This window comes from Actinosynnema sp. NPDC050801, assembly GCF_040673975.1.
Taxonomy (GTDB): Bacteria; Actinomycetota; Actinomycetes; order Mycobacteriales; family Pseudonocardiaceae; genus Actinosynnema.
In genome coordinates this window covers 217,985-243,792 of the sequence record NZ_JBFAQZ010000013.1, presented here as the reverse complement: position 1 = coordinate 243,792, position 25,808 = coordinate 217,985, and the positions used below count along the sequence as shown (strand labels likewise).

Here is a 25,808-nt window from a genome sequence, read left to right as displayed (position 1 = left end):
ACCATGTCCAGGTTCTCGAACCCCGTCAGGTTCTCGTCCACCGCCGCGTACTGACCGGACAACCCGATCCGACGACGCAGCTCCTTGGCATCGGCCACCACGTCCAACCCGGTGACGGTCGCCCGGCCGCGGTCCGGTTCGAGGAGCGTGCTCAGCACCCGCACGGCGGTCGTCTTGCCCGCGCCGTTGGGTCCGAGCAGGCCCATCACGGTGCCCTCGGCCACGGTCAGGTCGAAGCCGTCGAGGGCGACGACCTTCCCGTAGCGCTTGACGAGCCCTTCCACGACGATCGTGTCGGCCACGAGACCCAGTATGGTGCCGATCCCCGCGGCTGTGATCCGCCGCCGGGCTGACGCGTCGGGCCAGTTCCACGATCAGGGCTGACGCGTCAGGCCAGTTCCATGATCCGGGCCGCCACCTCGGCGGGTGCTTCCAACGGCAGCATGTGACCCGCGTCCTCGACCACGACCGACTCCCCGCCCACGGCGGCGGCCAGCGCCTTGGCGTTGGACTCGGGCACGAGCCGGTCCTCGTCGCCCACGACGGCGATCACCGGGCGTTCGCCCGCGACGGTGAGCGCGGCCTCGCGGTCGTACCGGTCGACCGCCGGCCGGAACAACGCGATGGTCTCCGGCCAGTGCGACCACACCATGTCGGCGGTGAGGTCCACGTCCTCCCCGCGCGGCTCGTCGCCGAACAGCCACCACCGCAACCCGGCCGTCTTGGCGGGCTCGATCTTCTCCCGCACCGCGCGCACGATCGGCCCGAACGCGCGTTCCAGCTCGCGGACCAGCTTGCCCAACGCCTTGGGCCAGGCCAACGACGTCTCCGCCAGCCCGGTCGCGGCGGTCGAGACGAACACCACGCCCGCCACCCGCTGCCGGTACAGGCGGGGGCGGCGTTCGGCCATCGCCATCGCGGCCATGCCGCCCATCGAGTGACCGGCGATCACCACCCGCCCGTCGGGCACCAGCCGTTCGACCAGCTCGCCGAGGTCGTCGCCCAGCTGCTCGATCGACGCGGTCTCCTTGTCGGCGGGCGACGACGCGCCGTGGCCGCGGTGGTCGTAGGCGATCACCTGCACGGTCGCGGGCAGCACCGCCACCACGCGGTGCCAGCTGCGGTGGTCGAGCGCGTAGCCGTGGGCGAGCACCACGGTCACCTCGGCGTCGGGCGGGCCGCTGCGTGCCACGTTCAGCTCCGTGCCGTCCTCCAGCCGCAACCGTTCGGTCGCCATGGCCGCTGCCCCTTCCGTCGTCGGACGTCTACTTGACCAACGAGTAACAAGGGCGGACGTCACGCGTCGCGCGGATCACCTCGACCAGTCGGGCAGGCGGAGCAGCCGCAGCCGCCGGTCGAGGAGGGCGGCGAAGTCGTGCGGGTGGCCGACGACCAGCTCGACGTCCCGCCCGTCGGCACGCACCACGACCACCTCCCCTCCCGGCACGGCGCGCGTCTCGGCCACCCCCACGTCGGTGACCAGGCGCAGCGGCAGCTCGCCGCCGGAGAGGTCCGGGGTGGACGATCCGGTGGCCACGTGCCAGCGCAACAGCTCGCCGTCGAAGTTGGCGTGGGCGGGCACGGGGTGCCCGGTGGCGTTGCGCACCTGGCGGGACCCGCTGCGCACGCCGAGCGTCGTCCCGGCGATCGCCCCGCCGGTCACGTCCAGCAGCACGGACTTGGCCTTGGTGACCAGCACGGCCGCGACCGCGGTGGCGACCACGGTCGGCAGGGCGAGCACCAGGTTCCCGGTGAGCAGACCGACGCCCAGCGCCTGTGCGACGCCCGCGTAGGCGATGAGACCGGCCCACCAGCCGGTCCGGTGCAGGTAGACCCGGCGGACCAGGAACGACACCGGCACCGCGGTACCGACCAGCAGCAGGAGCCACCCCGGCAGGACGGCGCCGGACCACCGGGCCAGGAGTGCGACTACCAGGCCGACCAGCGGTGGCGTGAGGAACCCGAGCCACACGGACGGTCGCACGCGCGACCAGCGTCGCTCGAACTCGGCGCGCACCGAACCGTGCACGCCGAACGGCAGCCGCACCCCGCACCACCTCCGGAGATCAGCGTAACGTCACCATTCCCACCACACCCGGTGACGATCCGCCGCCCGACCGGCCCCTACCTCCGGCCCACGCGTGTCCTGGAGTGCTGTTCGTTCATCAGCACTCGAACCAGTAGCCGTCCCAACTTGGACTGAAGTATTCCTGACACCAGAACTTGTCGCTGGATACCGTGTAGACCACGATTCTCCGAAACTCAAGGGCCGGGTCCTCCAGGAACAGGAGGTAGGCGATGGAGTCGGCATAACCGCCGCCGGGCATCCGATGCCAACCGTTCGAGTTGGGCCAGGCGTGCCAGATCGTACGGTCGGTGGCGATGCCGAAGCACTCGTCGCTGGTGCTCTCCCAGTTCACGACGATGACATTGGTGCCGGCCTTGAACGTACCGGTGTAGCCGTAGCAGGTGACCCTGCCATTGGCGGGCACCGCAGTCACGCGATCGATGTCCGCAGGCCTGAGCGCCGTCGCCTGCGTCTGCGCCGACGCCTGCCCGGCGCTGAGCATGCTCCCCAGTAGAGTGCTGACAAGTGCCAGCAGCAGCACCGCCGCGGTGCGCGATTGTGATCTCACATTTCCCCCTTCAAGTGGCCCCGAATCAGACCAACGGACGAATGTTATCGTCCCGTTACCGACCGCGGCACGTCCGAATGGGTGGTCTTACCCGAGCGAAGGCTCTGGTGCACTGTTGCGCTGTCACCCCAAGATCAACCTTCTGAATAACGCTCCTACCCGGCGCTCTCCGTCGGATCACTCGTTGGTCGGTGCCTACCGTTAGGAGGGGCGGACGTCGGCAGCGCCTTCCCTCAGCTCGGGAACCTTGTTCCCGAGCATCCAGAACAGCTTCTCCGCCGCGTCGGGGGTCATGGCCAGCGTCGCCACACCCCCGAAGGTGATTTCGTAGTCGCCGTCGGCCGTGACGGACTCGGTGAACTCCGTCTCCGACAGGATTCGGACGTAGGTCGTCTGCTCGACCGCGTCCGCAGGGGGCGTCTTTTTCATCTGTGCACAATCTCCTTCTGTGTCTGTTGTGGGCATCGGACCGGCGATCAGTTACCCCGCGGGGCCGTTGTCGCGTGACCTTCATCGGGACATACGGACATTCATGCTGCTCACCGGCACCAGCCACCGTGTCACCTGCCGTAACGGGTGGAGCTGGCCGTAGCCGTAGTCCTGCGGTGGACCATCGGCACGAGACTCCTAGGGAATCTGGTGGCACCGTTGTGGGGAAGTGCGTCCACACAACGCTCACATCACCCGTTGGTGGAGGTAGCTACCCTGGCAGTAGCGTGGACAGCTCAAGCCGGACACGGGGAGCCGAGATGGGACGACAACCAGAGGCGATAACGGAGCACCGGAAGGAAGTCGGCAAACTCCTCTCAGCCCTGCTACGTGCTGAAGGGATGACCACATCCGCCTTGGCCAAAGCCACCCACCTCGACCGAACTTCGATCTCTCACGTATGCGCCGGTCGTCAATTCCCCGAGCGTTCATTCTGGACGACCGCAGACCGGGCCCTGGAAGCAAATGGACTGCTTGTGGCCAGCTATGACCGGGCCGCCGAGGTTGAACGCACCGAAAAACGGATGCAGTTGGAGAACGAGCTGGCGAGATCGCGAGACGAAGGCAGCTTGCGTGCAGACCCCCTCAGAATCGCGCATGAATGGCTTGTCACTGATTCACCTGGCATAATACACCAGAACTCCGGCCGTCGAATTGGCGTAAGCCTCGTTGGAAAATTCGAGGAACGGGTTATAGAGTTGCGACACCTTGATGACGTCGTCTTTGGTGACGATCTATATCCGGCAATTCGGAAAGAGCTTTCCGACGTCGAGAGAGTCGTTCGCTCGGCCAGCTACTCGGCATCGACGGGTAAGCGGCTCTTGGTAGTATTGGGCGAATTGGCGCAACTAGCAGGGTGGGTGGCCAGCGACTCAGGCCGCCACACTGAAGCGCAACAACTTTATCTTGACGGTGCAGCGGCCACGCGCGAAGCGCGCGACAGGGTTCTAACTGCTCAACTGCTTTCGTCCCTCAGCTACCAAATGGCAAATACGGGAAGCGCCGCAGATGCGGCACTCTTGGCGAAATCGGCCGTTAAGGGTGCGGATGGAGCGACACCTCTAGTGAAAGCACTGCTGCTGGAGCGTGTTGCGTGGGCCAACGCGCGCACTCGGGACCGGGACTCAACTATGCGTGCTTTGGGTGCCGTGGACGATGCTTACGAAAGTCGATCCAAAGACATCCGGGAACCGGAGTGGGTGTACTGGCTGAACCGGGAAGAGATCGACGTGATGGCCGGTCGGTGCATGATTGAAATAGGCCGACCATCGGAGGCCGAACCCTTGCTTTCAAAAGCAATTGATGCGTACGAAAGCAAACATGTCCGAGAAGTTGCACTTTACCTTTCCTGGCTGGCGGAGGCGTACGCCAAAGCAGGCGAGATGGATGCCGCAGACGAAACGTTGAACAGAGCCAAACTAACAGGTAAAGGCGTTAAGTCGAAACGTCTCGATGCTCGAATCAATCAAGTCGAGCTGCTCGCCTCAGCGACACGGTAGCAGCACGGTCGAGGCACAGTGCCGCCTTGGCGACGCTGCCGCCGGGGAAGGGACCGGGTGGTGTCGATCGAGGAAGTGGCCAAGAGCGTGTCCCAGGCGTGCGACAAGGCGTCGAAGTGCCGGGATGCGTTGGGGCAGGCTCAGGACTTGGCCGAAGAGGCACACGACCTGTTGGCCGCGAACCTACGTGGGGTCGTTGACCTGGAGTCGGACACGGAACAGGCGCTGGCCCGGTTCGTCGCAGTGAAAGACGGCATCACCGACTTGTGGAAGACCCTCGGTACGGGCATGGACCGGGCACAGGCAGCCTTGACCGCGCTCACGGGTGAGAACGTCCCAACGCCGACCCCAGGCGGTCCACAGCCCACGCAGCCGCCGCAACGGCCACCAGAGCAACAATCGTCCACGCCACCACCGGCCCGCCCGGTGGAGCCGGGCGAATCGCCCGTGATCCCGCCCGTAAAGGTCGAGGAACTACGGCGGGAGCTTCCTCCCGATGTGCCTCCTGCCGATCAACGGCCGCCAGGCACGTCACGACCCAAGACACACGGACGGTGGATCGGTCCGGACGGACAGGCGCGGCCGGTTGTCAGCGGCGAAGACGAGATGTACCGAGAACCCGAAACGGCGCTGGCCGTTCTCGGCTTCCGCAGGAAGTTGACCCGTGCGTCCGACGTCGAAATGAAGATGGCGGCGTACATGCGCAACCACGGTATCCGGTCGGCCACACTATTGATCAACAACACGCCGTGTCGCGGTCCGCTCGGTTGCGACGAGCTCGTACCGGTGCTGCTGCCCGAGGGGTCCACACTCACCGTGCACGGCGCGAACGGCTTCACGAAGACCTACGCAGGAGGGGCTACACCACCGTGGCGCAAAAGCTGAACGTCTACTACGAGGACGGACACGCCGACGATCCCGTCGTCGTCACCACACCGGAGGACGTCCGGGAACTGTTCGTGGCCGTGCGAGGCAAATACCCGGCCGGTAGCGCCGTGCTGCTCACCGTCGTCCCCGCCGACGATCCGTGGGTCTCCGAGCTGAACGCGGGGATCGATGGTGACGTGGGCGTTCTGCACTACTCCGGTGAGGACCATCCGGAAGGCGTCTACAGCCACAGCTCCACGTCTTCCAACACCGATCCGGTGATCTACTACTACGTCACCGCAGACACGGAGTTCCCGCCCAACGCCGAAGTGCCCGCCACCGACGTGGAAGCCGCCGTGATCGACTACCTGACCACCGGGCAACGTCCGATCGTCGTGGACTGGCAAAACGACTCCGCCTGAGCGGGTCCGTGCCGCACGTGATGCCGCAGAGCCTCAATCCCGCCCTTCATGCTCCGGGCGTCGTAGGTGATGCCCTGCTGAAGCCCGTCCCGGGTGCCCCCGAACCGCCACATCAGCCGGTACGCGGTGGTGCCGTCCTTGCGGGTGCGCTTCTCGGGTGGGGCGCGGCCAGCGCGTCGCGCAGCAGCGCGACGGCCGGAGGGATCTCGGTGTCGCCGATGTTGCCGTAGCCGAGGACGAGCGCGCGTCCCGGCGACCGCCTCGTGCGGTAGTCGTCGAGGTCCACCAGGCGCAGGCCGGCGGCGGCCGCGGTCCGGACCGCGTGGCGGGTGTCGGTGCCGTCGGGCAGGTGCAGCAGGACGTGCAGCCCGGCGGCGGTGCCGGCGACCCGGCCCTCCGGCACGAGCTCGGCGAGCGTGCGGACCAGCAGGTCGCGGCGGGCGCGGAAGCGGCGGCGGGCCGCGCGCAGGTGGGCGTCGTACCAGCCGCGGTCGATGAACGTGGCCAGGGCGAGCTGGTCGAGCACCGGTGGCGCGGCCGCGACGAGGTTCGCCGCGCGCAGTGCCGGGGTGAGCGCGGCGGGCGCGACCAGCCAGCCCAGCCCCAGGGCTGGCGACAACGTCTTGCTGACCGAGCCGAGGAGGAAGACGCGGCCGGGGTCGAGGCCCTGCATCACGGCCACCGGGTGGTGGTCGTAGCGGAACTCGGCGTCGTAGTCGTCCTCGATCACGAAGCCGTCCACCTCACGTGCCCAGCGCAGCAGCCCCGCCCGGCGGTCCGGCGAGAGCACCGCGCCGGTGGGGAACTGGTGTGCCGCGCCCACGACGACGGCCCGCGCGGGTGTGCGCGCCAGGTCGTCCACGCGGAGGCCGTCCTGGTCCACCGGGATCGGGTGCACGCGCAGGCCGGCACTCGTCGCCGCGTCCCGCAACCGCCCCCACCCGGGGTGTTCCACGGCCACGTCGGTGATCCCCTCCGCCGGCAGTGCGCGGCACGTGCGCACCAGGCCGTCGGTGACACCGGCGCACACGGACACCGATGCCGCTTGCACGTCCGCGCCGCGTGAGCGCCGCAGGTACTGCGCGATGGTCGTGCGCAGCACCGCGTGCCCGGCGGGGTCGGGGACGTCGAGGTCGTAGTGCACGGCCGAGCCGATCACCGCGCGCACCGCGTCGGCCCACCGGCGGCGTGGGAACGCCCTCAGGTCCGGCAGGCCGGGCGCGAGGTCGTACCGGATCGGCGGCGGTGCCGGTGCGCGCCGCTCGCGGGGTCTCGTCGGCGCGGACTCCGGCGACCAGGAGACCCGCGTCGCGGAACCCACCCGGGCGGAGAGGTAGCCCTCGGCGATGAGCTGCCCGTACGCCTCCGTCACGACCCAGCGCGAGCAGCCGAGCTCCTCGGCCAACGCCCGGCTCGGCGGCACGGCGGCGCCCTCCGCCAGTCGACCGTCACGGATCGCGGTGCGCAGCGCGTGCGCCACGCGGTCGTGCCGGCGGCCGCGCTCCGGCGCGCCCAGGTCCAGCAGCGTCGCCCACGCGAAATTGGTCCGGGAAACCACCACGGGATTGGAGCGTAATGCCTGGCCGCCTGCGCCTACCGTGAACGCCATGATTGACAACCTGGCCCTGGGCGCGATGTTGTTCGGCACGGTCACCGACGAGCGCCGGTCGTTCGAGCTCCTGGACCGCTTCGTGGGCGCCGGCGGCGTGTGGATCGACACCGCGAACTGCTACTCGTTCTGGGAGGACCCGTCCGGTTTCGGCGGGCAGAGCGAGGCGTTGCTCGGTCGCTGGCTGGCCGCCCGACCGGGGGTCCGCGACCGGGTCCGGATCAGCACCAAGGTGGGCTGCGAGCCGACCGAGGCGGGCCGGTTCCCGGAGACCGCCGAGGGCCTGTCCGCCGGGGTGGTGAAGAACGGGATCGAGGGCAGCCTCCGCCGGTTGGGCACCGACCACGTCGAGCTGTACTGGGCGCACAAGCCCGACCCCGTGACGCCGCTGGAGGAGACGGTCGGCGCGTTCGACGAACTGGTGTCCGCCGGCGTGGTCGGTCGCCTGGGCTGCTCCAACTACTCCGTCTGGCAGGTCGAGCGGGCCCGGCGGATCGCCCGGGACAGCGGCGGCACCGGCTTCACCGCCGTGCAGCAGCACCACACCTACCTGCGCCCGCTGCCCGGCACGCAGCCCACCGTGGTGCACCGGTTCGGCGCGGTCAGCGACGAGGTGATCCACTACCTGGAGCACCACCCGGACATGGCGCTGTGGGCCTACACGCCGCTCCTGAGCGGCCGCTACACCCGCGCCGACAAACCGCTACCCGCCGAGTACGACCACGCCGGGACCGCGCGACGCCTCGCCGTGCTGGACGAGGTCGCCGCCGAGACCGGCACGAACCGCAACCAGGTCGTGCTGGCCTGGCTGACCGGGGGCGACCCGGCCGCCACGCCGATCGTCGGCGTCAGCACGGTCGAGCAGCTGGACGACGCGATCGCCGGGGTGTCGCTGGAGCTGACCGACGAGCAGCGCCGACGCCTCGACGGCGCGGCGTGACGCGGCAGGGGATTAACGCGTGATCGACAACCTGGCCCTGGGCGCGATGTGGTTCGGCACGACCGTCGACGAACGCCGGTCGTTCGAGCTGCTGGACCGCTTCGTGGACGCCGGCGGCGGGTGGATCGACACCGCCGACTCCTACGCGTTCTGGGTCGACCCCGCCGGTGTCGGCGGGCAGAGCGAGACGGTGCTCGGGCGCTGGCTCGCCGCCCGGCCGGGGGTGCGCGACCGCGTCAGGATCAGCACCAAGGTGGGTTCCGCGCCGGTCGGGGGCGGACGGTCCGAAGGACTGTCCGCCGGGGTGGTGGGGAGCGCGATCGAGGGCAGCCTCCGGCGGCTCGGCACCGACCACGTCGAGCTGTACTGGGCGCACGTCCCCGACCCGGACACGCCGCTGGAGGAGACGGTCGGCGCGTTCGACGAGCTGGTGTCCGCGGGCCTGGCCGGCCGCCTCGGGTGCTCCAACTTCCCGGTCTGGCAGGTGGAACGGGCACGGCGGATCGCCCGGGCGAACGGCGCCGCCGGCTTCACCGCCGTGCAGCAGCACCACACGTACCTGCGGCCCCGACCCGGCGTCCTGCCGACCGTGGTGAGGTTCGGCGCGGTCACCGACGAGGTGGTCCACTACCTGGAGCACCACCCGGACATGGCGCTGTGGACGTACACGTCGCTGCTGGGCGGCCGGTACACCCGCGCCGACAGACCGCTGCCCGAGGCGTACGACCACCCCGGGACGGCCCGCCGCCTGGCCGTGCTGGACGAGGTCGCCGCCGAGACCGGCACGAACCACAACCAGGTGGTGCTGGCCTGGCTGACCGGGGGCAACCCGGCCGCCACCCCGGTCGTCGGCGTCAGCACGGTCGAGCAGCTGGACGACGCGATCGCCGGGGTGTCGCTCGCGCTGACCGGCGATCAGCGGGAACGCCTCGACGCCGCCGTGTGACACCTCGACCAGGGCGGGCCACGGGGGGGGGTGGACCCGCCCACGAGGCCGGGTTCGCCGACCATGCCAGGTCGGCGAACCCGGTCCTCGGCGGCCCGGGATCACCCTCCGGCGGGCAGTCCGGAACGTGCCTCCCGGGTCGTCAACGGGCGCAGGGTGAGCGTGTACGCGTAGGTCGTGTCCGGGCGGACCTGGCTGCGGGCCCGCACGGGGTTGGGTGTGTCGCCCACCCCTGTGACGGCGTGGCTCGCGTGCAGGGTCACCCAGCCCTTGTTGCGCTGGAGCTGGAACGGGTAGGCGGCCCGGTCGAGGTCGTCGTACGGGGTCACGCTGACGTCCTTCGCGCCGGCCACCAGCAGGCCGCCGGTGCGGCCGTCGGTGAGCAGCGCCCAGCGCGAGTCCGTGTGGTTGCCGTGGTCCTGGGGGCGGTGGTAGTCCACGTACTGCTCGTCCACGGTGGACGAGTGGACGCCGATCGGCGTGCCGTCCCTGCGGTCGACGTAGCTCTCGGCCTCGCGCCCGTACCAGGCGAACTGGTCGTAGTCGTCCGGCAGGGCCAGCGACACGCCGATGCGCGGCAGGTACGGCAAGGTGCGCATGGCGCCCTGCGGGGTGACCTCGTGCCCGAGGTTCAGCACGCCGCCGCGTTCGACGGTGTAGGTCATCGTCTGGTCGAACCAGGCCCCGGTGACGTCCGGTGCCGCCACCCGGCTGTCGACCACGACCCGGACACCGGACGGCGCCGGTTCGACGCGGACGTCGGTGACGGTGGTGGCGAGCCGGTCGAGGCCGACCTCGCGCCAGTCCTCCCCCTCCGCGCGGCCCCACTTGAAGGTCTCGTTGCTGATCGGCGCGCGCCACACGTCGAGCTTCGGCCCGCTGCGCAGCAGTTCGCGGTCGTGGACCTTGATCGACGACAGCGAACCGGTCTTCTTGTCCACCGAGTAGCTGACGCCCTCCGCGGACGCCGTGACCGCCGCCGCGTCGTCGGTCGTGACCGCCGCGCCGCCCCCGGCGGGCCGGTCGAGGCCGGGCACCTTGGTGCCGCCGAGGGGGAACTGGTCGTGCGCCAGGACGTGACCGGCCGGGATCATCGGCCGTGCGGTCGTGGTGACCGCCTCGACGGTGAGGAACCGCTCGCGGTCGGCCGGGTTCGCGGGCTGGGGCACCGGGATCGTCCCGGTCGAGTTCGCCGCCACCCGCAGCGGCTGCTCCCCGCGCGTGACGACCCGCGAGCCTTCGGTGACCCGCCACCGCAGCCTCAGCCCGTCGGTGCCGGTGAACTGCTTCTCGTTGCGCACCGACAGCACGCCGTCGGTGTAGCCGAACCGCAGCGGCTGGTGCGCCCACGCCATCTGGGTGGTCTCGGGCTGGGCGTCCCGGTCCGGGCCGACCAGACCGTCCAGGCCGGAGATGCTGGAACCGTAGGACAGGTGCGTGCCGCGCTCCTCGACGCGGTCGAAGTCCAGCGCCAGCACCGCGCCGCCCACCGGTTCGGCCGCGCTCAGCTCGGCCGGGGTCAGGGGCCGGTCGTAGATCCGGACGTCGTCCACCGCGCCGTGCGCCATCCGCCCGACGTTGCTCGGGTCGTTCCACGACGTCTCGAAGTCGCGCCCGATGTTGACCTCGGCCGACGACTGGTCGATCGCGCCGGTGAACGGCTTGCTCGCGACCTCGCGGCCGTCGATGTAGAGCCGCAGCGCGGTGCCGTCGTAGGTGCCGCTGACCCGGTGCCAGTTGCCGTAGAAGTCGCTCGGCACGGTGGCCTGCACGGCCTGCCAGGTGCCGCTGTGGATGAAGAACTCCAACCGGGTCGCGGTCTTCATCTTCAGCGCGTACTGGTGGTCGCCCTTGCCGACGATGCGGAAGTCACCGCTCCACGCGGCGGGCTTGACCCACGCGTCCAGCGTCAGCGCCGTGCCGGTGATGTCGAGCCTGCGGTCGCGGTAGACCTCGACGAAGTCGTCCAGCCCGGACAGGTGCAGCGCCTTGCCGCGGTGGCCGTCGACCAGTTCCGGCAGGCCGGTCACGTGCGCGGAGATGTTGTTGCCGGACGAGTCGGGCAGGATCCGGACGTCCTGCCGGATGCTGCCCTCGGCCCAGTCCCAGATGAAACCGCCCTGGGTGGCGGGGTTGGCGCGGGTGGTGTCCCAGAACTCGCGGAAGTTGCCGAGGCTGTTGCCCATCGCGTGCGCGTACTCGCCGAAGATCAACGGCTTCGTGGTGCTCTTCGCCTGCTCCTCGAACCGTTCCGGCGAGGGGTAGCGCGGGCCCCACACGTCGGCGAAGGGCGCGTCGCCGTCGGGGTTGTTGGACTGGTGGTACTTGGGTCGGGTGGGCTCGTTGGCGTCCAGCCACTCGGCCATGGCGTAGTGGTGGGCGCCGAGACCCGCCTCGTTGCCGGTGTCCCACATGAACACGCTCGGGTGGTTCTTGTCCCGCTCGACCATGGCGGTGAACCGGTCCAGGAACGCGGCCCGCCACTCCGGCTGGTCCGCCTGGCACCAGCGCGAGCAGTCCTCGTGGTTGTGGGTCTCGATGTCGACCTCGTCGGTGATCCACAGGCCGTGCTCGTCGGCCAGCTCGTAGAAGTACGGGTCGGACGGGTAGTGCGAGGTGCGCACGGCGTTGACGTTGAGCTGCTCCATCAACGCCACGTCGCGCTCCTGGGCGGCCCTCGGCACGTGCCTGCCGTGGTCGGGGTCGGTCTCCGCGCGGTTGACGCCCTTGAACAGCACCCGCTTGCCGTTGACCAGCAGCTGCCTGTCCCGGATCTCGATCTCGCGGAAACCGGTGGTCTCGCCGGTGATGTGCGTCATGCGGCCGTCCGGGCCGGTCAGGGTGAACACGACCGTGTACAGGTTCGGGGTCTCGTCGGTCCACTTGGCCGGGTTGCGCACCGGCAGCGCCAACTCGACCCGACCGCCCTGGTCGGTCACCTCGACGGGCCGGCGGACCGTCCCGACCTGCCTGCCGCGCGCGTCGCGCAGGCTCGCCGTGACGTGGTGCGTGCCGGTCGGGCCGCCGGCCTTGTGCCCGACCTCGACGGCGGCGGAGAGGGTCGCGTCGGTGTAGGTGGCGTCGAGGTCGGTCCGCAGCGTCACGTCGCCGACGTACGTGGCGGGCGTCGAGTGCAGGCGGACCGAGCGGAAGATGCCCGAGTACCGCCACTGGTCGACGTCCTCCAGGTAGGCACCCGCGCTCCAGCGGTGCACCTGCACGGCGAGGCGGTTGCGGCCCGGCCGCAGGGCGGAGGAGACGTCGAACTCCGCCGGGGTGTAGCCGCCCTGGTCGTAGCCGACGTACCTGCCGTTGACCCAGACGAAGTAGCCGGAGGTCACGCCTTCGAAGCGGAGGAACGTGCTGCGCCCGTCCCAGTCGGCGGGCACGTCGAAGTCCTTCGCGTACGCGCCGGTCGGGTTGACGTCGCGCGGCACGCGGGGCGGGTCGTCGGGCTGGATCTCGGTGGCGATGTTGCGGAAGATCGGGTGGTCCAGCCCGTCGGTCTGCCAGGTGTGCGGCACCGAGACCTCACGCCAGCGGGACGTGTCGTAGCCGTCGGCGTGGAAGTCCGCCGGCACCTCCTCCGGCGTCTTGGCCATGGCGATCCGCCACTCGCCGTCCAGCGACCGGGTGTACGGCGAGTCCTCGTCACGGCGGACCGCCGAGTCGACGTCGGCGTACGGGCGGAGGTAGGCGTGCGCCGGCTCCTGGCCCTCGGCGACCATGCCCGGGTCTTCGAGGTAGGAGTAGAGGTCGCCCGGCGGTGCGGCGGCCGACGCGGCGCCGGAACCGACGCTGACGACCGAAGCACCAACAACGCACAACACCGTTGCCAAGGCGCGCAGGCGCGACATACTGAACCTCCATGTTCAACCAGAACCACACAAGATTGAGCACACACCGCCGGTTCGTCAAGGGTGCATTCGGGTTCCGCGCGCGGTCACAACGCGTCATCCACGAGGTGATGAGCAGCCAAAACAGGGTCGCGAACCGGACCGCCCACCCTCGAATCGCACGCGTCGGCCGCGCTGCGGATGTTCGGTGTTGAAGGATCGCGTCGGCGACGCCACCGCCCACTCGCCTCCTCCCGGAGGACGCAGGAGAGGTGTCGTTCATCCCGCGGTCACCCGACCGCGACGTCCGGGGTCCACTGTGGACTTGCCGGGGCGGGCCACGCGACCGGGCGTATTATGATCGTCCGATGGTCACCATCGCCGACGTCGCCCGGGCGGCGGGAGTCTCGCCCAGCACGGTGTCGTACGTGCTGTCGGGCAAGCGCTCGATCTCGGAGACGACCCGGCGCCGGGTGAACCACAGCATCCGGGTGCTCGGCTACCGCCCCAACGCGGGCGCGCGGGCGCTGGCGAGCAACCGCACCAACGTGCTCGCCCTCGTCGTGCCCCTGCGCACGGACCTGAACGTGCCGGTGGTCATGCAGTTCGTCGCGGCCACGGTCACCGAGGCCCGCGCCCACGACCACGACGTGCTGCTGCTGACCGCGGACGAAGGCGCCGAAGGCCTGCACCGGGTCGTGGCGTCCTCGCTCGCCGACGCGATCATCGTGATGGACGTCGAAGCGGCCGAGCCGAGGGTGCCGGTGCTGCGCGAGTTGGCCACGCCCGCGGTGCTGATCGGGGTGCCCTCCGACGCGCGGGAGCTGACCTGCGTCGACCTCGACTTCGCCGCCGCCGGCTCGGCGTGCGTCACGCACCTGGCCGACCTGGGCCACCGCGACATCGCGCTCATCGGCCCCTCCCCCGCCGTCTACGACCGCGGCACGAGCTACGCGGGCCGCTTCCTGGACGGGTTCCGGGAAACCGCCGCGCGGCGCGGTGTGGAGGCGACCGCGCTGGCCTGCGTGCCCACCTACGACGGCCTGCGCGAGTGCCTGGACGGGCTGTCGACCCGCCGCCCGGTCACCGGCCTGGTGGTGCACAACGAGGCCATCCTCGGCCCGCTGCTGTCCGAACTGGCCCGACGGCGCAAGCGGGTGCCGCAGGACGTCTCCGTGCTGGCGGTCTGCCCGCCCGACGTGGCGCAGGCGCAGGCCGTGCCGCTGTCCTCGGTCGACATCCCCGCGGTGGAGCTCGGGCGGCTGGCCGTCGAACTGGCGATGGGTCAGCTCGACGGCCAGGCGGCGCCCGAGGTCCGGCTGTTGCCGCCGCGGCTAACCGCCCGCGACAGCACCGGTCCGGTGGTTGCCTAGGGTCACCAGGCGCACCGGCCCCGGATCACCCTGCGCCGCCTCGGTGGAGATCACGGCGAAGGTGAGCGTGTTGTGGTCGCGCAGCACACCGCTCGGGAGCACGAACTCCCGCTGCGGGCCGACGCCGTTAAGGTACTGGCCCATGTTCCAGCCGTTGACGAAGATCAGCACGCGGTAGCCGCGGGCGGTGGCGTCGTCGAACCGCAGCCCGAGCGAGACGTCGTGCCCGCGCGGCAGGTCCAGCCGGAAGTCCGTGCGGTACCAGGACACCCCCGGTGCGAGGGCGCCCGGCGGGCGTTGCCAGCCGCCGGAGCCGGGCAGGTGCCAGCCGGCGCGTTCGCCGTACAGGCCGCCGGTGTTCATCGGGCCGCGTTCGCCGTCCATGGGCCGGGAACCCCGGATCTGCCAGGAGATCGGCGCCGCGGCGCCCTCGACCACCACCCCGAACAGGCCACGGGGCTGCTTGTGGCGCACGTCGTCGGCGGTCCAGTCGTCGTTGTGGCCCATGTTCTCGACCAGCACGGTCAACGTCGCCCGCTGCCCGTCGACCAGCAACCCCTCGGGCACGGCGAAGTCGCCGCGCCCCGGATCGGGGTTGACCGGTTCGGAGTCGGCCTGGACGCCACCGGCGGCCGAGCCGAGGTACCGGCCGTTGAGCCACACCAGGTAAATGCCGCGCCGGCCGGTGATGGCGTTGACCGAGACCGTCTTCTCCGCGCCGGTGGCGGTGAACCCGCCGCGATACCAGACGTTGCCGTTGTGGTGGCCGTACTCGTCGGCGTAGAGCACCGGCAGCGTCTTGGGCTTGATCGGGCTGACCGTGGTGGTCTTGTCCGCCGTCGTCCAGCCGGACTCGCCGAGACCGGGCTGCTCGGCCCGGTAGCGCCAGTCGGTCAGCTCCGGCAGGCGCACCTGCTCCGGACCGGGCAGCGAGCCGAGCAGGGAACCGCTGGAGGTGCGGCGCACCGGCACCGGTCGCCCGCCGACGGACAGGTGGCGCGCCGGGGCGAACACCTCGACCTCACCCGCCCGGTCGGTGTCGGCGCGCAGCGCCACCCGGTCGCCCTTGATCTCCGCGGAGCGGACCAGGGAGGTGCCGCGGACCAGGACCGGGCCCGCCGCGGTGTCCTGCCGCCAGAACCGCGCGGCGGTCTCGTCGGTGCCCAGCATCAGCAGCATCGGCGGCCGGCCGCCGCCGGAGACCAGCACGCGGGCCAGGCCGGTGTGCGTGTAGTCCAGCCGCAGGTCGCCGTTCTCGTAGGAGCCGCGGACCTCTCCGTCGAGCACGCGCACCGTCGGCGCCGACGCGTAGCGCAGGACCGTGGAGCCCTGTTCGCCGGCACGGCCGTAGAGCACGGCCACGTCGCGACCGGACACGTCCACGTGGGTCAGGATCTCGGAGCTCGACCACACCAGCCGCTGGCCGCCCAGGTCGTACCCGGCGACGAGGATCTTGGCGTCACGGCCGTTCACCCGCACGGGCACCTGGTAGCGGCCGTCCGGGGTGGACCAGTCCAGGGTCGTGGAGACGTCCGCGGTGCCGGCGAGTTCGGCCTGCCGCACCAGCACGAACTGCGTCCCGGTGTCCGGGTTGGCCCGCGCCCGCGCCAGCACGGCCGGGTCGGCGGGCACCGGTCCGGTCGCCTCGTCGGTCTTGGTCAGCGGCGCGACGGCGGTCATGAAGTAGCCCTGCCGCTTGAACTCGTCGTACTTGGCGGTGAGCTGCCGCGACTCGGTGATCGCCGAACCGTAGTCGTAGGAGGTGTAGACGTCGTTCGGCTGCGGGAGCCATCCCCACGACGTGCCGCCGAACGTCATGTAGTAGCCGTACATGGTGGCGCCGCTGGAGATGGCGTTGTTCTTGTAGAACACCTTCATGTAGCTCGGGCCGGTCAGCTCGCGGCACCGGTCGTACCCGGCGTCGTTCAGGTCGATCGCACCCGCCTGGTACTCGGCGGCGTACACCGGCGCGTCGTCGCGCAGCCTGCGCGTGACGCCGTCGCCCCACGGGCCCCAGGCGTCGGGGTTGTGGCACTCGAACGACTGCGGGTAGTCGTCCACGCCGGGGATCTGCACCGCGCCCCGGCCGGACGACCAGTTCGCCAGGTTCCCGCCGCAGCAGTTGTTGTGCACGATCGGCACGTCGATGCCCGCGGCGCGGGCCAGTCGCTGGAGGTTCTCCATGTAGGCCGGGTCGACGTTGACCGCGTACTCGTTCTCCACGTTGTAGGCGATCACCGAGCCGCCGCGCGACACCTGGTGCCGGGCGATGATCGGGTTGAGGTGGTCCAGCCACTGCGTGTACGCCGCCGTGTAGCCGGGGTCGCTGGACCGGGCGCGTCCCTCCACCGCCTTGAGCCACGCCGGGAAGCCGCCGCCGCTGGTCTCGGCGTTGATGTACGGACCGGGCCGGGCCACCACGTACAGGCCCAGGTCATCGGCGATGCGCAGCAGCCGGTCCACGTCGCGCACGCCGGTGAAGTCGTAGACGCCCGGCGCGGGCGAGTGGTAGCCCCAGTGGAAGTACAGCGACACGCCGCTGAACCCGGCGGCCCGGATCTTCTCCAGCACGTCGCGCCACAGCTCGGGACTGGGCAGCCGGAAGTAGTGGAACTCCCCCGACCACAGCATGACCCGCTCGCCGTCCACGGTGAGCGAGTACTTGTCGTAGGAGACCTCGTGCCGTTCCTCGACGGGCGCCGGCGCCGCGACCACCGGGGTGGTCGCGGCGAGCGTGCCCAGCAGCACGAGGACGACGGCTAACGGCCTCACCGGAGCCCGCGCAGGGTCAGGGCACCGCCTTCGGCGCTGACGAGCACCCCGTCGGGGTGTTCGCCGACCGAGCCGCCCTCCACGGCGTCGACCGCGCGCACGCCGACGAGCAGGAGCCGCCACGCCGACGGCGCGCCCTCGGCCTCGACCCGGACCTCGTCGCCGCTGCGGTGGGTGCGGAACGTCGTGTCGCCGACCACCGTCACGTGGTCGCCGTCGGACAGCCGGTACGCCTGCAGCGTGACGCCCTCGGCGTAGTCGTAGTCGGGACGGTCGTCCACCGCGCCGACCGGCAGGATGGTGCCCGGGCGCACGAGCACCGGCGCGGTGAGGAAGTCGCAGCGGTCCCGGACCCACCGCGGGCCCTGCACGGTCTCACCGGTCAGGAGGTGGGTCCAGGTCCCCTCGGGGACGTAGTACGACACGTCGCCCTCGTCGGAGAACACGGGCGCCACCAGCAGGTCGTCGCCGAGCATGTACTGGCGTTCGAGGTGGGCGCAGCCGGGGTCGTCCGGGAACTCCACCACCATCGCCCGCATCATCGGGACGCCTTCGGCGGCGGCCTGCCGAGCCGCGCCGTCCAGGTACGGCATCAGCCGCAGCTTCAGCTTCGTGAAGTGCCGCAGCACGTCGACGGACTCCTCGTCGAACAGCCACGGCACGCGGTAGGACGAGCTGCCGTGCAACCTGCTGTGCGAGGACAGCAGGCCGAACGCGATCCACCGCTTGAACAACGCCGCCGACGGCGTGCCCTCGAAGCCGCCGATGTCGTGGCTCCAGTAGCCGAAGCCCGACAGGCCGAGCGACAGCCCGCCGCGCAGGCTCTCCGCCATCGACTCGTAGGTGGCCTCGCAGTCGCCGCCCCAGTGCACCGGGTACTGCTGCGAGCCGGCCGTGGCGGAGCGGGCGAACACCACCGCCTCACCGTCACCGCGCCGCTTGCGCAGCACGTCGAACACCGTCTTGTTGTACAGGTGGGTGTAGTAGTTGTGCATCCGCTCCGGGTCGGAGCCGTCGTGGTAGACCACGTCGGTCGGCACGCGCTCGCCGAAGTCGGTCTTGAAGCAGTCCACGCCCTGGACCAGCAGCGCGTCGAGCTTGGCCGCGTACCAGGCGCGGGCGGCCGGGTTGGTGAAGTCCACCAGCGCCATGCCCGGCTGCCACAGGTCCCACTGCCACACGTCGCCGTTGGGCCTGCGCAGCAGGTAGCCGTTCGCCTTGCCCTCGGCGAACAGCGGCGACCGCTGCGCGATGTACGGGTTGATCCACACCGAGATGCGCAGCCCCCGGGCGCGCAGCCGCTCCAGCATCCCGACCGGGTCGGGGAACGTGCGCGGGTCCCACTCGAAGTCGCACCAGTGGAACTCGCGCATCCAGAAGCAGTCGAAGTGGAACACGCTCAACGGCAGGTCGCGCTCCAGCATGCCGTCGATGAACCCGGACACGGTCTGCTCGTCGTAGGCCGTGGTGAACGAGGTGGACAGCCACAGGCCGAACGACCACGCGGGCGGCAACGCGGGCCGACCCGTGAGCGCGGTGTACTTGCGCAGGATCTCCCGCGGCGTGGGCCCGTAGACGATGAAGTACTCCAGCGACTCGCCCTCGACGCTGAACTGGACCTTCGACACCGCCTCGGAGCCGACCTCGAACGACACGTGCCCCGGGTGGTCGACGAAGATGCCGTACCCGGCGTTGGTCAGGTAGAACGGGACGTTCTTGTACGCCTGCTCGCTGCTCGTGCCGCCGTCGGCGTTCCAGATGTCCACGGTCTGGCCGTTCTTGACCAACGGCCCGAACCGCTCGCCCAGCCCGTAGACGGTGTCGCCGACTCCCAGGATCAGCTGCTCGCGGACGTGGTGCTTGCCGTCCACCGTCATGAGCCCGATGCCCTTGAACCCGCTGCTGGTCAGCGAACGGCCGTCGGCGGTGAAGTCGACCCGCCACTCCTCGCCCCGGTGCACCCGGACCGACAGCGCGCCCGCGGTCATCACCACCCCGGCGTCGTCCTCGACCACCTTCGCCTCGTGCGCGCCGTCGGTGGCGAGCGCGAACGCGGGTTCCTTCGTGGTCTCCCCGGAGAAGTGGGTGATCCGCACACCGATCACGTCCGCCATCGGCGAGGTGAGGCCCAAGGTGACCACCGGTCCCTTGAGCATGTCGCCGCGGTGCCGGATCGGGCGGGTCGACGCGTGCACGACGACCTCCCCGGTCCCCGTGGTGACGTCGTGCACCTCGGCCGGGTAGGCGGCCTCGACCCCGGGGCGCAGCAGCCAGTACCCGTTGCTGAACTTCACCCGAACTCCAATCGGTAGCGGCTGGTGCCTGCGGGGGAACGCTGGTCGCGGGCATCGGGACGAGACGCCCGCCGGGCTGTCGGCCGGATGTGGTCGCGTCGTCCACCTGTGGCCGGTGCGGCTTCCTCGGACGCGCCGACCACGGGAATCGGGCGGGCCCGTTCCTCCGCGGACGCGGGCATCACTTGACCGCTCCCGCCGTGATGCCGCGGGTCAACGCGCGTTGGAAGATGAGGAAGAAGACGATGGCCGGGATGACACCGAGCAGTGCCGAGGCGCTGGTCATGGTGGCGTCCATCATCCGTTGACCCTGGAGCACACCCAGCGCCACCGGGACCGTCTGGTTCTCGTTCGAGATCAGCAGCACCAGCGGGAGGAAGAACTCGTTCCAGGTCCAGATGAAGAAGAAGACGAACAGCACTCCCAGGGTGGGCCTGCTGATCGGCACCACGATCCGCACCAACGTCTGCCACTTGTTCGCACCGTCGATGCGGGCCGCCTCCAGCAGTTCGCGCGGGAAGCCGCCCAACGTCGAGGTGAGCAGGTAGGTGCCGAACGCGGCCTGGATCACCGTGAAGATGATGATCACCGCGAGCTTGGTGTCGTACAGCCCGACCTCGTTGGCCAGGAAGTACAGCGGGTAGACCAGCGCCTCCTGCGGCAGGGTGTTCGCGATGAGGAACACCACCAGGATCCACAGCCGGCCCTTCACCCGGCCGATGCCCAGCGCGTAGGCGTTGAACACCGACACCACCACCGCGAGCACGGCCACCGACCCGCTGATCACCACGCTGTTGAGGAGCTTCTCGCCGAAGTCGACGCGTTCCCAGAAGGCGATGATGCCGTCCAGCGAGATGCCGGAGGGCAGGTCGAGCGGGCCGCCGGTGGAGTACTCGTCCGGTGTCTTCACCGCGTTGAGCGCCACGATGAAGAACGGCACCAGCATCACCAGGGCCAGCACGATCATCGACCACAGCACCGCGTGCCGCCGCATCAGCGCTCACCCCGGTTCTGCACGCGCAGGAACACCGTCGTGAGGACCAGGATCAGCACCGTGAGCACGGTCGCGATCGCCGCGCCGTAGCCGACCTGGGTCTTCTCGAAGAAGTTCTGGAACGAGTAGTAGGACGGCACGTTGGTCGAGCCGCCCGGCCCGCCCCTGGTCAGCACGTAGATCGGCGCGAACACCTTCAACGCGGCGATCGTGCAGGTCAGCAGCACCACGAAGATCTCCGGCCGGATCTGCGGCACGGTGACGTGGAAGAACCGGCCCCACCACGACGCGCCGTCGAGCTCCGCGGCCTCGTGCAGGGACGGGTCGACCCGCTGCATCCCGGCCATGAAGATCACCACCGGGTAGCCGACCTGGATCCACAGCATCACGCCCATCACCGACCACAGCGCCAGGTCCGGGTCACCGAGCCAGTTCTGCGCCAACGAGTCCAGCCCGACGGCGCGCAGCACCTCGTTCAGCGCGCCGTCCTGCGGGGCCAGGATCCAGCTCCACACGATCCCGGCCACCGCGATCGGCAGCACCTGCGGCAGGTAGACCGCGGCCCGCAGCACGGAGGCGTGCTTCGACCCGAAGTGCTTGCCGATGAAGTCGAACAGCGCCGCGGCGATGACGAGCCCCGCCAGGGTCGGCAGGACCGCCATCGCCACCACCAGGCCGACGTTGTGCCGGAACGACGCCCAGAACGTCCCGTCGCCCATCAGCCTGGTGTAGTTGTCCAGGCCGATCCACTCCGGCTCGCCGGCGCCGGACCACTCCGTGAAGCTGATGCCGATGTTCATCCCGAGCGGCACCAGGATCACCGCGAGCAGCAGCAGGCCGCCGGGGATGAGGAAGAGCAGGTACGAACCGCGGTCGCGGATCGAGGTGGGAACCAGGCTCATTTGCCGACGCTCGCCGTGTTCTCCTTGTAGTAGTCCGCCATCTCGGTGAGCGCCTCGTGCGCCCCGATCTGCCCGGTGATCACCTTCTGCACCGACGACACCTGCGCGTCGTAGAAGCCGGGCGCGGGCCAGTCGGGGTAGAACGCCAACCGGTCGGCGTCGACGAGCGCCTGGAAGTCGTCGTTGAGCTGCTTGACCTTCGGGTCGGTCGGCGGCGTGGCGCTCGGCGCGACCGGGATGCCACCGGCGTCGCGCAGCTTGTCCTGGATCTCCGGCGACATGGTGATCTCGATGAAGTCGTAGGCGTGCTGCTTGTTCTTCGACCCCTTCGGCACCACCCACAGGTTGCCGCTCGACCCGGAGGTCATGCCGGGCCACGGCACCGTCGCCCACTCGAAGTCCTTGACCTGGGCCTGCACCCGGCCGAACCACCAGCTACCGCTGATCATGATCGGGTTCTTGCCCTGCATGAACGCCAGCCCCATGTCCTCGGCCTTCACGCCGGCGGAGTCCTTGGAGATGTAGCCCTCGCGCAGCCACTTGGCGAAGGTCTCCGCGCCGAAGACCCACGTGTTGTCGTGGAAGTCCACGTCACCGGTGTAGCGCTGGAACCGGTCCACCCAGCCGCGGTCGGCCTTGGTCAACGCCAACTGGTACCAGATCTGGTGGGCCGGGTACTCCGCGCCGCCGACCGCGAGCGGCGTGATGCCGGCGGCGGCGAACTTCGCCATCGCGGCGGTCAGCTCGTCCAGCGTCTTCGGCGCGGCCAGCCCCTGCTGGTCGAACATGGTCTTGTTGTAGTAGACCATCACGTACTCGCCGTAGTTCGGGATGCCGTACCACTTGCCGGAACCCATCACGCCGCGGTCGTCGTACTTGGCCGTGGTGTCGATGCCGGGGCCGAGCTTCTTGTCCCAGCCGCGCTTGGTCACCTCGTCGCTGATGTCGGTCAGCAGACCCTGCTTGGACAGCAGGCCGGTGGTCGCGTTGCCCTTGTTGTACAGCAGGATGTCCGGCGCGTCCTTGGAGTTGAGCACCATGGGCGCCGTCTTCTGGATCTGCTCGAAGCCCTTCTCCTCGAACTCGACCTTGACACCGGGGTGGGAGGCCTCGAACTGCTTGATCGCCTCGGCCCAGGCCACACCCATGGCGCTGTCGGGGCCTTCGAAGTGCCACAACTTGAGGGTGTTGGGGTCGGAGGCCTCGTCCGAGCCCCCGCAGCCGGCCACGGCCATCAGGGCCGCGACGGCGGCCGCCAGGAGACGCTTGCGCATCAAGATCCCTCCACGGTGAGGTTGTCGATCCGGGCCTTCCCCGTGAAGACCAGGTACACGTCCTGCCTACCAGTCGCGCCGCGCAGTGGTGCGGAAATACGCGTCCAGGAGTACTTGTCGGCCGTCGTCGGCACGGCGAGCGTGCCGACCACCCGGCCGGTGGGGCCGCCGAGGCGGACCTCGACGGTGGTCGGAGCGTCCGGGTTCGCCACCCGGGCCGTCAGCGTCCGGGAACGCCGGCCGAGGTCGACGTCGTCGAACGAGATCCACTGCCCGGGCGCGGTCGACGCGACGGCGGTGCCGCGCTCCTTGGTGGTGTCCACCAGGGTCACGCCCGAGTAGTCGTCGAAGTTCTGCGCCGGCGTGGTCCTGCGCAGGTCGCGCGGCGGGATCGTCTCGCCGCGCACGGTGATCGCACGGGTCAGCGGGCCGACGGTGAGGTCGTGCGGCGCGCTCTCCACCACCCGCTTCTCCCGGGTCACGTCCCAGAACCCCAGGTCGGCCGCGCGGACGGTGAGCTCGACCGTCTTCGTCTCACCCGGCCGCAGCTCCACCCGGTCGAACGCGCGCAACTGCTTGACCGGCTGCCGCACGCGCGACTTCTTCTGGTGCGAGTACAGCTGGACCACCTCGGCGCCCGCCCGGTCACCGGTGTTCGTCACGTCCACGCGGACCTCCACCTCGCCGGCGGCGTCCACCGCGGCCCGGTCCAGCCGCATCTTCGAGTACCGGAACGACGTGTAGCTCAACCCGTACCCGAACGGGTACAGCGGCTTGCCCTGGAAGTACTGGTAGGTGTGGCCGGACTTGGAGATGTCGAACTGGAGCTTGTCCGGCAAGTCGGCGTCGGACCGGTACCACGTCTGGGTCAGCCTGGCGCTCGGGTTGCGGTCGCCGAACAGCACGTCGGCGATCGCGCGCCCGGTCTCCTGGCCCGCGTGCGTGGTCCAGAGGATCGCGGGCAGGTCGGCGGTGTCCCAGTCGCCCGCGTACGGGTAGCTGCTCTCCAGCACGACGATCGTGCGCGGGTTCGCCTTGCGCACCGCGTCGATCACGGCACGCTGACCGGCCGGCAGCACGGTGGTCTTGCGGTCGTCGTCCTCACGACCGTTGATGAACGGCATGCTGCCGACCACCACGACGGCCGCGTCGGCACCCTTCGCCGCCTCCACCGCGCTGTCCACGCCGCTGCGCACGACCTCGCGCCCGAACCTCGTGGCGTTCCCGACCTCGGCGGCGCCCAGGGTGAGCCTTCCGTCCGCGCCGACGACCACGTACCTGTTCGGGCCGAACCACGACTGGGTGACGTCGTTGCCCGAGTACTCCAGCACGACCGAGCCGTCGGCCTGCGCCACGAGCCCGAACTGCTGCTGCACGAACCAGCCGTTGGGCTGCACCGCGTTGTTGACCAGGCTGCGACCGTCGCCCAGGGACACGGTCTTGCCGTTGGCGGCGGCCCTCAGCGTGACCGTGCCCTCGCCCCAGTCGAACACGTCGAGCCCGGTGGCGTCGGTCGGCGTCGCCGCGGTGGCGGTGAGCGCCGCGCCGGACTCGGCGGCGGACGCGGTGACGTAGTTGCCGGTGGCCAGGTCCTTCAACCGGATCCGGTCGACGCCCTCGCTGGACGTCACCGCGGCGCGTTCCGCCAGCCCCTTCACCGGGGTGATCCGGTAGGGCATGGTGCCGGAGTACCAGTCCTCGTACAGCGTGTCGGCGAGCTGGCCGACGACCGCGACCTCCTTGGTGTCCGCGGTGGACAGCGGCAGGGTGCGGTTGTCGTTGCGCAGCATGACGACCTGCTCGGCGGCGGCCTCCCGGGCGAGCTGCCGGTGCTCCGGCGCGTCGATGACGTCCGGCGTGATGCTCGCGTACGGGTTGCGGCCGGCCGGGTCGAACTCGCCGAGCCGGAACCGGACCGAGAGCACGTGCCGGGCCGCGTCGTCGACGTCCGCCACGGTGATCAGGCCTTGCGCGAGCGCGGTCTTGATCGCCGTCGTGGTCGGCGCGGAGTTCTGGTTGTCCTCGGTGAAGCTGTCCAGGCCCGCGCGGATCGCCGCCGCGTTGCCGTCGGCCTTGGTGGCGTGGTACCGCTGGGAGCCGGTCAGGTTCGACGCGCCCGCCGCGTCGCCGACGATCATCAGGTCCTCGTCGGTCCACGACCGCACCACGTCGTCCAGGTCGTGCATGACGTGCGTCGGGCGGCCGTTGACCACGTTGTACGAGGCCATCACGCCGGTCGCGGCATCGGCGGAGATCGCCGGCTTGAACGCGGCCTCGTCGTAGTCCTTCAGGATGCGCGGTGGCAGGATCGCGTCGACCGTGGTCCGGTTGTCCTCGACGTTGTAGGCCAGGTAGTGCTTCAGCGTCGGCGCGGCCTGGAGGTAGTCGGGGTGGTCGCCCTGGACGCCGTGACCGAACGCGGTGGAGATCCGCCCGGTCAGGTGCGGGTCCTCCGAGTAGCCCTCCTCGTTGCGGCCCCACCGGGGATCGCGCAGCAGGTTCACCACCGGAGCCCACAGGTTGAGGCCGTTGAACGCGGGGTCCCGCGCGTGGAAGCCGCGCGCCTCGCGGCCGGTCACCGCGCCGACCCGCTCGACCAGCGCCGGGTTCCAGGTGTTCGCCAGGCCGAGCGCCTGGGGGAACACGGTGGCGGCGCCGAGCCACCCCACGCCGTGCAGGGCCTCCGTGCCGGTCTTGAAGGGGCCGATGCCCAGCCTCGGGATCGCGGGCTGGTACTGGTGCAGCAGCGACACCTTCTCGTCGGTGGTCAACCGGCCGAGCAGGTCGGTGATCCGGACCGCGCGGGGCAGGTCGGGGTCGCGGAACGGCAGTTCGGCCGCGTGCGCGGGCAGCGGCGCGAACAGCAGCAAGGCGACCAGTGGCAGCAGCACCGGGCGTCGGGCCTTGGACACGGACGTCCCCTTCGTCTAGGCGAAGCGCCGGCGTCATCGAAGC

General features: G+C 70.2%; 19 protein-coding genes. 6 read left to right on the top strand and 13 right to left on the bottom strand.

Going from position 1 to position 25,808, the window contains the following annotated elements; genetic code table 11:
* The 5 genes from AB0K14_RS27235 to AB0K14_RS27215 all read right to left on the bottom strand — a co-directional run.
* A partial coding sequence (locus tag AB0K14_RS27235) for an ATP-binding cassette domain-containing protein (RefSeq protein WP_360464937.1) occupies positions 1-302 on the bottom strand: 302 nt, incomplete at its 3' end.
* A gap of 86 nt (positions 303-388) precedes the next feature.
* Positions 389-1,237 (bottom strand): alpha/beta hydrolase, encoded by an 849-nt coding sequence (locus AB0K14_RS27230; protein WP_360464934.1) that lies wholly within the window; start codon positions 1,235-1,237, stop codon positions 389-391.
* Between the two features lie 75 nt (positions 1,238-1,312).
* The gene (locus AB0K14_RS27225) at positions 1,313-2,047 is read right to left on the bottom strand and encodes a hypothetical protein (RefSeq protein WP_360464931.1); all 735 of its coding nucleotides are present in this window, start codon (positions 2,045-2,047) and stop codon (positions 1,313-1,315) included.
* A 118-nt stretch (positions 2,048-2,165) separates the two neighbouring features.
* Positions 2,166-2,609, bottom strand: a complete 444-nt coding sequence (locus AB0K14_RS27220; protein ID WP_360464928.1) for a hypothetical protein — start codon at positions 2,607-2,609, stop codon at positions 2,166-2,168.
* Between the two features lie 228 nt (positions 2,610-2,837).
* On the bottom strand, positions 2,838-3,065 hold the full coding sequence (locus tag AB0K14_RS27215) for a hypothetical protein (RefSeq protein ID WP_360464925.1): 228 nt from the start codon (positions 3,063-3,065) through the stop codon (positions 2,838-2,840).
* Between the two features lie 320 nt (positions 3,066-3,385).
* Between AB0K14_RS27215 and AB0K14_RS27210 the strand changes: the two genes are divergently transcribed.
* The 3 genes from AB0K14_RS27210 to AB0K14_RS27200 are packed head-to-tail and all read left to right on the top strand — an operon-like array spanning position 3,386 to position 5,913.
* Positions 3,386-4,624, top strand: coding sequence for a helix-turn-helix domain-containing protein (locus AB0K14_RS27210; protein ID WP_360464923.1), 1,239 nt, complete (start codon positions 3,386-3,388; stop codon positions 4,622-4,624).
* A 60-nt stretch (positions 4,625-4,684) separates the two neighbouring features.
* On the top strand, positions 4,685-5,509 hold the full coding sequence (locus AB0K14_RS27205; RefSeq protein ID WP_360464920.1) for a DddA-like double-stranded DNA deaminase toxin: 825 nt from the start codon (positions 4,685-4,687) through the stop codon (positions 5,507-5,509).
* A complete protein-coding gene (locus AB0K14_RS27200) occupies positions 5,494-5,913 on the top strand; it encodes an Imm1 family immunity protein (RefSeq protein ID WP_360464917.1) in 420 nt (139 codons plus the stop codon). The genes AB0K14_RS27205 and AB0K14_RS27200 overlap by 16 nt, the downstream gene beginning before the upstream one ends.
* Before the next feature lie 112 nt (positions 5,914-6,025).
* Here AB0K14_RS27200 and AB0K14_RS27195 read toward each other — a convergent pair whose 3' ends face one another.
* A complete protein-coding gene (locus tag AB0K14_RS27195) occupies positions 6,026-7,474 on the bottom strand; it encodes a PLP-dependent aminotransferase family protein (protein WP_360464914.1) in 1,449 nt (482 codons plus the stop codon).
* A 46-nt stretch (positions 7,475-7,520) separates the two neighbouring features.
* Between AB0K14_RS27195 and AB0K14_RS27190 the strand changes: the two genes are divergently transcribed.
* Together AB0K14_RS27190 and AB0K14_RS27185 are read left to right on the top strand one after the other, a co-directional pair.
* On the top strand, positions 7,521-8,462 hold the full coding sequence (locus AB0K14_RS27190; protein WP_360464911.1) for an aldo/keto reductase: 942 nt from the start codon (positions 7,521-7,523) through the stop codon (positions 8,460-8,462).
* Between the two features lie 19 nt (positions 8,463-8,481).
* Positions 8,482-9,408, top strand: a complete 927-nt coding sequence (locus AB0K14_RS27185) for an aldo/keto reductase (RefSeq protein ID WP_360464908.1) — start codon at positions 8,482-8,484, stop codon at positions 9,406-9,408.
* Positions 9,409-9,509: 101 nt separating this feature from the next.
* Here AB0K14_RS27185 and AB0K14_RS27180 read toward each other — a convergent pair whose 3' ends face one another.
* Positions 9,510-13,265 carry a glycoside hydrolase family 2 TIM barrel-domain containing protein gene (locus AB0K14_RS27180; protein ID WP_360464906.1) on the bottom strand — a complete coding sequence of 1,252 codons (3,756 nt, stop codon included), beginning with the start codon at positions 13,263-13,265 and terminating at the stop codon, positions 9,510-9,512.
* A gap of 347 nt (positions 13,266-13,612) precedes the next feature.
* Between AB0K14_RS27180 and AB0K14_RS27175 the strand changes: the two genes are divergently transcribed.
* Positions 13,613-14,617 carry a LacI family DNA-binding transcriptional regulator gene (locus AB0K14_RS27175; protein ID WP_360464903.1) on the top strand — a complete coding sequence of 335 codons (1,005 nt, stop codon included), beginning with the start codon at positions 13,613-13,615 and terminating at the stop codon, positions 14,615-14,617.
* Here AB0K14_RS27175 and AB0K14_RS27170 read toward each other — a convergent pair.
* From AB0K14_RS27170 to AB0K14_RS27145, 6 genes are all read right to left on the bottom strand, one after another.
* Positions 14,579-17,389, bottom strand: a complete 2,811-nt coding sequence (locus tag AB0K14_RS27170; RefSeq protein WP_360464900.1) for a beta-galactosidase — start codon at positions 17,387-17,389, stop codon at positions 14,579-14,581. The two genes, AB0K14_RS27175 and AB0K14_RS27170, sit on opposite strands and share 39 nt — an antisense overlap.
* Entirely contained in the window at positions 17,386-19,683 is a 2,298-nt protein-coding gene (gene yicI / locus AB0K14_RS27165) for an alpha-xylosidase (RefSeq protein ID WP_360464897.1), read from the bottom strand. Before yicI ends, AB0K14_RS27170 begins: the two co-directional genes overlap by 4 nt.
* Before the next feature lie 181 nt (positions 19,684-19,864).
* Positions 19,865-20,677, bottom strand: coding sequence for a carbohydrate ABC transporter permease (locus AB0K14_RS27160; protein WP_360464894.1), 813 nt, complete (start codon positions 20,675-20,677; stop codon positions 19,865-19,867).
* Positions 20,677-21,579 (bottom strand): sugar ABC transporter permease, encoded by a 903-nt coding sequence (locus AB0K14_RS27155; RefSeq protein WP_360464891.1) that lies wholly within the window; start codon positions 21,577-21,579, stop codon positions 20,677-20,679. The genes AB0K14_RS27160 and AB0K14_RS27155 overlap by 1 nt, the downstream gene beginning before the upstream one ends.
* Positions 21,576-22,853, bottom strand: a complete 1,278-nt coding sequence (locus AB0K14_RS27150) for an extracellular solute-binding protein (RefSeq protein WP_360464889.1) — start codon at positions 22,851-22,853, stop codon at positions 21,576-21,578. Before AB0K14_RS27150 ends, AB0K14_RS27155 begins: the two co-directional genes overlap by 4 nt.
* Complete coding sequence (locus tag AB0K14_RS27145) at positions 22,853-25,765, bottom strand: glycoside hydrolase family 3 C-terminal domain-containing protein (RefSeq protein WP_360464887.1); 2,913 nt, start codon at positions 25,763-25,765, stop codon at positions 22,853-22,855. Before AB0K14_RS27145 ends, AB0K14_RS27150 begins: the two co-directional genes overlap by 1 nt.
* Positions 25,766-25,808 lie beyond the last annotated feature (43 nt).